Here is a 7,218-nt window from a genome sequence, read left to right as displayed (position 1 = left end):
CCGCGCCGCCGCGCCCGCGGGCAGCCCCGCTGCCGGCACGAGCCCGTCGGCGCCCGACGCGACCCCGGCCGAACCTGCCGCCGAGACCGCGCCGGCCGCGGCCCGAACCGCTCCGGTGGGCCCCGTGACCCTCGCGCAGATCAAGGACGCCTGGCCCCAGATCCTCGAGGCCGTCAAGGAGGTCAAGCTCAGCGCCTGGCTCGTGGTGTACACAGCCCGCGTGCTTGACCTGCGCGGCGAAGACATTCTTGTGCTGTCTTTCCCCAGCGAGGGGGACATGCAGGGTTTCAAGGCTCAGCAGGCTCCCGGCCAGGGCGTCAGCGAGTTCCTCCGCGGCGCCATCGTGAAGGTGCTCGGCCTGCGGGTGAAGTTCATCGCCCGCGCCGACTCCGAGACCTTCGCCGCCGCAGCCCCCTCCGCACCCACGCCGCCCACCTCCGCACCAACGTCCTCTGCCGAGTTGCCCGCCTCCGGTCGAGTTGCCCCGGTGCGCCAGGGCAACTCGACCGCAGCGGGCCAATTCGCGGATGAGACCTCATCCAGCGCGGCTCCGTCCAGCTCGGCTCCGTCCAGCTCAGCTCCGTCCAGCTCAGCACCGACCAACGCGGCGCCGAGCGCCCCGCCGACCTCAGCCGCGGCTGTTGATCTGCCGTCGGCCGGTGCCTCCGCGTTCGGTGGCTCGTCCGGCGACGCCACGTCCGGCTCCGGCTCTGGCCCGGCCACGGCGATCGGCACGGCGACGGCCACGGGCACGGCGACCGCGACCCTCGCACCACCGACCACCTCCACAGGCTGGGCCACCGTGGTCATCCCCGGATCCGCCGCCGCCCTGGCCGCCGCCGAGACCGCGGCCGGCGAACCGGCCGTCGTCATGCCCGCCCTGGGTGCACCCGCCGGAGCACCCCTCAGCGCACCCACCGGTGCGCCCACCGGCACGCCCACCAGTGCACCCGCCAGTACTCCCGCCGGCGCACCCGGCACTGCGACAGCTGGCGCGGCCACCGGCACGGCCCCGGCCGCCACCGGGCCGTCGTCGACACCATCCGCCGCGGCACCCTCGGCGGCGCAGTCCGCCCCGGCGCACGACTACGCGCCGGAGCCCGACTTCGAGCCACCCTTCGACGAGGAGCCGCCGCCCTACGACGACCTCCCGCCGGACCCGCAGCAGTTCTCCGCGCCCCCGGAACAGAGCCGCGGCACCCGGCCGGCCGGCCAGCAGCCTCCCCGCCAGCAAGCCTCAGGTCAGCAAGTAACCGGCCAGCAGCAGGCGCCCGGTCAGGCGCAGCCGACGGCATCCGCGCCCACCGCATCCGCCCAGCGCGGCGCGGGAGCCCAGGGTGCCCCCGCCCGGCGTTCACCGGCGTTCGCCGAGAAGCAGCGCTACGGCGAGGCCGTGGTGCGCGAGATCCTCGGCGCCACCTTCATCGAGGAACAGCCGCACGACCCGATCTCGCGACAGAGGAACGACAACTAAATGTACGAAGGCATCGTTCAGGAACTCATCGACGAGCTCGGCCGGCTGCCCGGCATCGGCCCGAAGTCGGCGCAGCGCATCGCGTTCCACATCCTGCAGACCAAGAATTTCGACGTCACCCACCTGGCCAACGTGCTGCTCGAGGTGCGCGACAAGGTGAAGTTCTGCGAAATCTGCGGCAACGTTTCCGAGCAGGACACCTGCATGATCTGCCGTGACCCGCGCCGCAACCCCACCTCGATCTGCGTGGTCGAAGAGGCCAAGGACGTCGTCGCCATCGAGCGCACCCGCGAGTTCAAGGGCCTGTACCACGTGCTCGGCGGGGCGATCAGCCCCATCGACGGCATCGGCCCCGACGATCTGCGCATCCGCCAGCTGATGACCCGCCTCGCCGACAACACGGTGCAGGAGGTGATCATCGCCACCGATCCCAACCTCGAGGGCGAGGCCACCGCCACCTATCTCTCCCGCCTGCTGACCACCCTCGACATCAAGGTCAGCCGCCTGGCCTCTGGCCTGCCCGTGGGCGGCGACCTCGAGTACGCCGATGAGGTCACCCTCGGTCGCGCCTTCGAGGGCCGTCGCACGGTCACCGGCTAGCGCGCCGCCCGGTCACCCGGGCCCCGCCGCGGCGACAACTGTTGCCCGTGCGGACATGTGCACCCGGTGTGCCGGTCACATTTGTCCGAACGGGCAATAGTTGCATCCGCTAGCAGCCCGTGGGGCCGAAGCTACGGGATTACGTAGAGGTTTCACCGTAAGTACGTAATACTGGATGCATGGCGACCCCGGATGAACACGCGCACGAACTCGCGCAGCTGCGCGACCGGGTGGACGCACTCGAACGGGCCGTGCAGGCCGGCTCCGTCCCACTCGTCGTGCCCGCGGCACAGCCGCCCGCCGCCCCTCCCGTCGCCCCGGCACCCAGCACCCAGGCTCCCGCCGGCGACGTCTTCTGGGCCCTGAACGCCCTCAAGTCCATAGCGCCCCCGCCCGGCGCGGTGCTCTATGCCGGCAGCGTCACCCTGCCCGGCGGGGGAGCGGCCGACTGGCAGTACGCCCTCCCCACCGGGGAGATCCTCGCCCGCGACTGGAGCCGCCCGGCCTCGACCTCCGCCCTGGCCGCGCTCGGTCACCCGGTGCGGTTGCGGCTGCTGCAGGCCATCGCCACGGGCACCGTCGCGGTGGCCGACCTCGCCGCGCTCGAGGGCGTCGGCACCACCGGGCAGGTCTACCACCACGTCAACCAGCTGATCGCCGCCGGTTGGGTGTACTCCACGTCCCGCGGCCACTACGGCATCCCAGCCGAACGGGTGGTGCCGCTCCTGACCGTCATCCTCGCTGCCGGAGGAATCTGATGCCCCCGCACCCGCCCGCCACTCGACGGAGGTCTCTCATGAAACGCCCCACCCGCACTCGCCTGATCGCCGCGGGCGCCGCCCTCGCCGTCATCACGGCAGGGGTGCTGGCCGCCCCGCGCCCGCCCACCCTCTCCACCGCTGCCACCGGCGACACTGCCCTCGCGCGCAGCCTCGCCGACAGGGCTGCCATCGAACCCGGTGCCCGCGACACCCTCGTCACCGCCGTCATCGACGCCGACGGGGTCACCTACGCCGGCCTCGGCGCCGACGAGAACACCCAGTTCGAGATCGGCTCGATCACCAAGACCTTCACCGCGCTGCTGTTGGCCCAGGCCATTGAACGCGGCGAGGTCGCCCTCACCGACCCCGCCGGCGACCACCTCGACCTCGGCGACAGCACCGCGGCCGGGGTCACCCTGGCCGACCTGAGTAGCCACCGCTCCGGCCTGCCCCGCATCGCCCTTACCGCGCCGGCGCTGGCCACCACCGTCTGGAGCAGCTACCGCGGCAGCGACCCCTACCCGTACGACCTCGACGCGCTCGAGGAGCACGCCCGCGCCTCGACGCTCACCGACCCGGGCACCGTCGCCTACTCCAACCTCGGCGTCGCCCTGCTCGGCCAGGCCCTCGCCGCCGCTGCCGGCACCGACTACCCCGAGCTTCTGCAGACCCGCGTCCTCGACCCGCTCGACATGACCGATACCTCGATAGCCGTCACAGCCGATGCGCTGCCCGCCGGCGCGCGCACCGGCTACACCACCGCGGGTCGCCCGGCGGATGCCTGGACCATGTCCGCCTACGCCCCGGCCGGCGCCATTCGCTCCACCGCCGCCGACATGGCGCTCTACGCCCAGGCACTGCTCTCGGCCGACCCGGCCCTCGGCGTGGACCCCGCCACGGTGCTCGACCCGCAGGGCGCCACCGGCGACGGGCCGCTGATCGGCCTGGCCTGGTTCACCCAGGCGCCCGAAGACGGCAGCGCCACCTGGCACAACGGCGGCACCGGCGGTTTCGCGAGCATGCTGGCCCTGGACCGGGCCGCCAACCGGGCGGTGATCGTGCTGGGCAGCACCGCCACCAGCGTCGATGCCATCGCCATGCAGGTATTGGAGGAAAACAAATGACCGCCTGGATCCCGCTCATCGTGGTCGTCGCCTTCGTCGGCGGCTTCGCCCTCTCGGCCTGGTCGCCCCGCTTCGGCGCCGCCCGCGACCGCCTGGCCCTGGCGACGGATGGCCTCGCGGCCGCCGGCATCCTCATCGCCAGCCGGATGCTCGTGGACTGGACCACGGCCACGGTCTTCGCCTGGTACGCCCTCGTGCTGATCCTCGCCGCCGCGACCGTGGGCGCGGTGCTCCGGTGGCACAGCCTGCCGCCGCTCAAGGACCCCGCCAAGCGCACTCGCCGCACCGTCGGCGCGGGCTTCGCGGCGGTCGTGATCCTGGGCCTCGTCGCGGTCACCAGCCTCTAGCCTGCGCATCTCGGCCGGCCCACCGGCGCAACTGTTGCCCATGCGGACATTTGCACCCGGTGTGCCGGTCACATTTGTCCGCACAGGTAACAGTTGCCGCCGGGGGCGAGCACACAACGTCACATGAACGTCCGAGAATACGAACGCATTTAGGATGGGAGCGCGGGATGTCTCCGCGTACCCGGAAGCCAGGAGTGCCCACGTGAGCCTGATCGTGCAGAAGTTCGGCGGATCATCCGTTGCCGACGCCGAGAGCATCAAACGCGTTGCCAAACGCATTGTCGACACCAAGAAGGCCGGCAACGACATCGTCGTGGCCGTCTCCGCGATGGGCGACTCCACCGACGAGTTGCTCGACCTTGCCCACGAGGTCACCCCGATCCCGGCGCCCCGCGAGCTCGACATGCTGCTCACCGCCGGCGAGCGCATCTCCATGGCCCTGCTCGCCATGGCGATCAAGAGCATGGGCTACGACGCCCGCTCGTTCACCGGCAGCCAGGCCGGCATGATCACGGATGCCCAGCACGGCGCCGCCCGCATCGTGGACGTCACCCCCGGCCGGCTCCGCGACGCGCTCGACGAGGGCGCCATCGCCATCGTCGCCGGCTTCCAGGGCTTCAACCGCGACACCAAGGACATCACCACCCTCGGCCGCGGTGGCTCCGACACCACCGCCGTCGCCCTCGCCGCGGCGCTCGGTGCCGACATCTGCGAGATCTACACGGATGTCGACGGCATCTTCAGCGCCGACCCCCGCGTCGTCCCCAAGGCGCACAAGCTCGACAGGGTCTCCAGCGAGGAGATGCTCGAGCTCGCCGCCGCCGGCGCCAAGGTGCTCTACATTCGCGCCGTGGAATACGCCCGCCGGCACGGGGTCACCCTGCACGTGCGGTCGTCGTTCAACAACAACACCGGCACCATCGTCTACAACCCGGGTGCCACCAGCCCGTACGCCACCGAAATATTGAATGGAGAGCCCGTGGAAGAGCCCATCATCGCGGGGGTCGCCGCCGACCTCAGCGAGGCCAAGGTCACCGTCGTCGGTGTCCCCGACATCCCCGGCAAGGCCGCGCAGATCTTCAAGATCGTCGCCAAGACCAACGCCAACGTCGACATGATCGTGCAGAATGTGTCGGCCGCGTCCACCGGACTGACCGACATCTCGTTCACCCTGCCCAAGTCCGAGGGCCAGCGGGTGCTCACCGCGCTCACCAACGAGCAGGAGACGGTGGGCTTCGCCGGCCTGCAGTACGACGACCAGATCGGCAAGCTCGCCCTGGTCGGTGCCGGGATGCGCACCAACACCGGCGTCTCGGCCAAGCTGTTCGAGTCGCTGTTCGAGGCTGGTATCAACATTGAGATGATCTCCACCAGCGAGATCCGCATCTCGGTCGTGACCCGCGCCGACACCATCAACCAGGCCCTGCGCGTGGTGCACACGGCCTTCGGGCTCGACAGCGACGACGAGGCCGTCGTACACGGCGGCACCGGCCGCTAACCGCACTGGCTCGCCCGAGCCGCAGCCAACTGGTGCCGATGCGGACAATTGCACCCGGCACGCCGGGACCATGTGTCCGTACCGGCAACAGTTGCTCCTCGCGGGCACCCGGCGCGGGCCGCCGCATCCGTCGCCCACCCCGGCATAACTCCTGCAATTTCTGCCAAAAACATCCGTTTCGGCCCGTTTCGGTGCCGAACGGGGAGAATTGCAGGAGTTACGCGTATCCCGGCACACGACCGACCCGCCCGAGACCCGCACCAGACCGACCCGCACCAGACTTGACTGAGTAAGGACCACACAGTGACCAGCACCGCAGCCACCAGCACCGCAGCCCCCCGCCGCGCAGGGATCAACATCGGCGTCGTCGGCGCCACCGGCCAGGTCGGCGCCGTCGTGCGGCGCCTGCTGGAGGAGCGCGACTTCCCGGTCGCCAACATCCGCTACTTCGCCTCCGCGCGCTCCGCCGGCACCGTGCTGCCGTTCAAGGGCGAGCGGATCACCGTAGAAGACGCCTCCACCGCCGACCCGACCGGCCTGGACGTGGCGATCTTCTCCGCCGGCGCCACCCTGTCCAAGAGCCAGGCGCCGCGGTTTGCCGCGGCCGGCGTCACCGTGGTCGACAACTCGTCGGGCTGGCGGATGGACCCCGACGTGCCGTTGGTGGTCAGCGAGGTCAACCCGGAGGCCATCGACCTGGCCGTCAAGGGCATCATCGCCAACCCCAACTGCACCACCATGGCCGCCATGCCGGTGCTCAAGGTGCTGCACGACGAGGCCGGCCTCGAACGTCTCATCGTGAGCACCTACCAGGCGGTCTCAGGCAGCGGCCTGGTCGGCGCGCAGGAGCTGGCCTCCCAGATCCGTGCCGCCGCGAGCGACGACAACCTCTTCCAGCTGGTGCACGACGGTTCCTCGGTGAGCATGCCCGAGCCCACCGTCTACAAGCGGCCGATCGCGTTCGACGTCATTCCGCTGGCCGGGTCGATCGTCGACGACGGCTTGTTCGAGACCGACGAGGAAAAGAAGCTCCGCAACGAGAGCCGCAAGATCCTGCAGCTGCCCGAGCTCCTGGTCAGCGGCACCTGCGTGCGCGTGCCGGTCTTCACCGGTCACTCGCTGTCGATCAACGTCGAATTCAGCAAGCCGATCTCCGTCGCACGGGCCACCGAACTGCTCAGTGAGGCCCCCGGCGTCCAGCTCACCGACATCCCCACGCCGCTGCAGGCAGCCGGCGCCGACCCGAGTTTCGTGGGTCGCATCCGCCAGGACCCCGGCGTGCCCAACGGCCGCGGCCTCGCGCTGTTCATCAGCAACGACAACCTGCGCAAGGGCGCCGCGCTGAACGCCGTGCAGATCGCCGAGCTCATCGCCGCGAAACTCGCCACCAAAGTCGACATCGGATAGGTGCCCG

Annotated in this window: 6 protein-coding genes and 1 pseudogene; all 7 read left to right on the top strand. The window is 70.7% G+C overall.

Translation table 11 applies throughout. The features are described 5' to 3' along the window. A pseudogene (locus CXY76_RS19345) lies at positions 1–1,474 on the top strand (hypothetical protein); the annotation flags it as partial. Continuing rightward, positions 1,475–2,074: a recombination mediator RecR gene (gene recR, locus CXY76_RS03060; RefSeq protein WP_103432716.1), complete on the top strand. Its 600-nt coding sequence runs from the start codon at positions 1,475–1,477 to the stop codon at positions 2,072–2,074. 179 nt (positions 2,075–2,253) lie between these two features. Continuing rightward, positions 2,254–2,832, top strand: coding sequence for a helix-turn-helix transcriptional regulator (locus CXY76_RS03055; RefSeq protein WP_146073350.1), 579 nt, complete (start codon positions 2,254–2,256; stop codon positions 2,830–2,832). Between the two features lie 38 nt (positions 2,833–2,870). Beyond that, positions 2,871–3,959 (top strand): serine hydrolase, encoded by a 1,089-nt coding sequence (locus CXY76_RS03050; RefSeq protein WP_158253827.1) that lies wholly within the window; start codon positions 2,871–2,873, stop codon positions 3,957–3,959. Continuing rightward, positions 3,956–4,306 carry a hypothetical protein gene (locus CXY76_RS19160; RefSeq protein WP_146073349.1) on the top strand — a complete coding sequence of 117 codons (351 nt, stop codon included), beginning with the start codon at positions 3,956–3,958 and terminating at the stop codon, positions 4,304–4,306. The genes CXY76_RS03050 and CXY76_RS19160 overlap by 4 nt, the downstream gene beginning before the upstream one ends. 202 nt (positions 4,307–4,508) lie before the next feature. Then, positions 4,509–5,804 carry an aspartate kinase gene (locus CXY76_RS03045; protein ID WP_104162794.1) on the top strand — a complete coding sequence of 432 codons (1,296 nt, stop codon included), beginning with the start codon at positions 4,509–4,511 and terminating at the stop codon, positions 5,802–5,804. Positions 5,805–6,107: 303 nt separating this feature from the next. Then, the gene (locus tag CXY76_RS03040) at positions 6,108–7,211 is read left to right on the top strand and encodes an aspartate-semialdehyde dehydrogenase (protein WP_104162793.1); all 1,104 of its coding nucleotides are present in this window, start codon (positions 6,108–6,110) and stop codon (positions 7,209–7,211) included. The last annotated feature ends 7 nt before the right edge of the window (positions 7,212–7,218 follow it).

This window comes from Cryobacterium sp. N22, from assembly GCF_002929555.1.
GTDB lineage: Bacteria > Actinomycetota > Actinomycetes > Actinomycetales > Microbacteriaceae > Cryobacterium.
This window is presented reverse-complemented; position numbering and strand designations above follow the sequence as displayed.

What these genes read in the sequence shown, in the direction of transcription:
- CXY76_RS19160 (WP_146073349.1), top strand. Translation starts at nt 3,956, where the DNA reads ATGACCGCCTGGATCCCGCTCATCGTGGTCGTCGCCTTCGTCGGCGGC.
- CXY76_RS03050 (WP_158253827.1), top strand. Translation starts at nt 2,871, where the DNA reads ATGAAACGCCCCACCCGCACTCGCCTGATCGCCGCGGGCGCCGCCCTC.
- CXY76_RS03055 (WP_146073350.1), top strand. Translation starts at nt 2,254, where the DNA reads ATGGCGACCCCGGATGAACACGCGCACGAACTCGCGCAGCTGCGCGAC.
- recR (WP_103432716.1), top strand. Translation starts at nt 1,475, where the DNA reads ATGTACGAAGGCATCGTTCAGGAACTCATCGACGAGCTCGGCCGGCTG.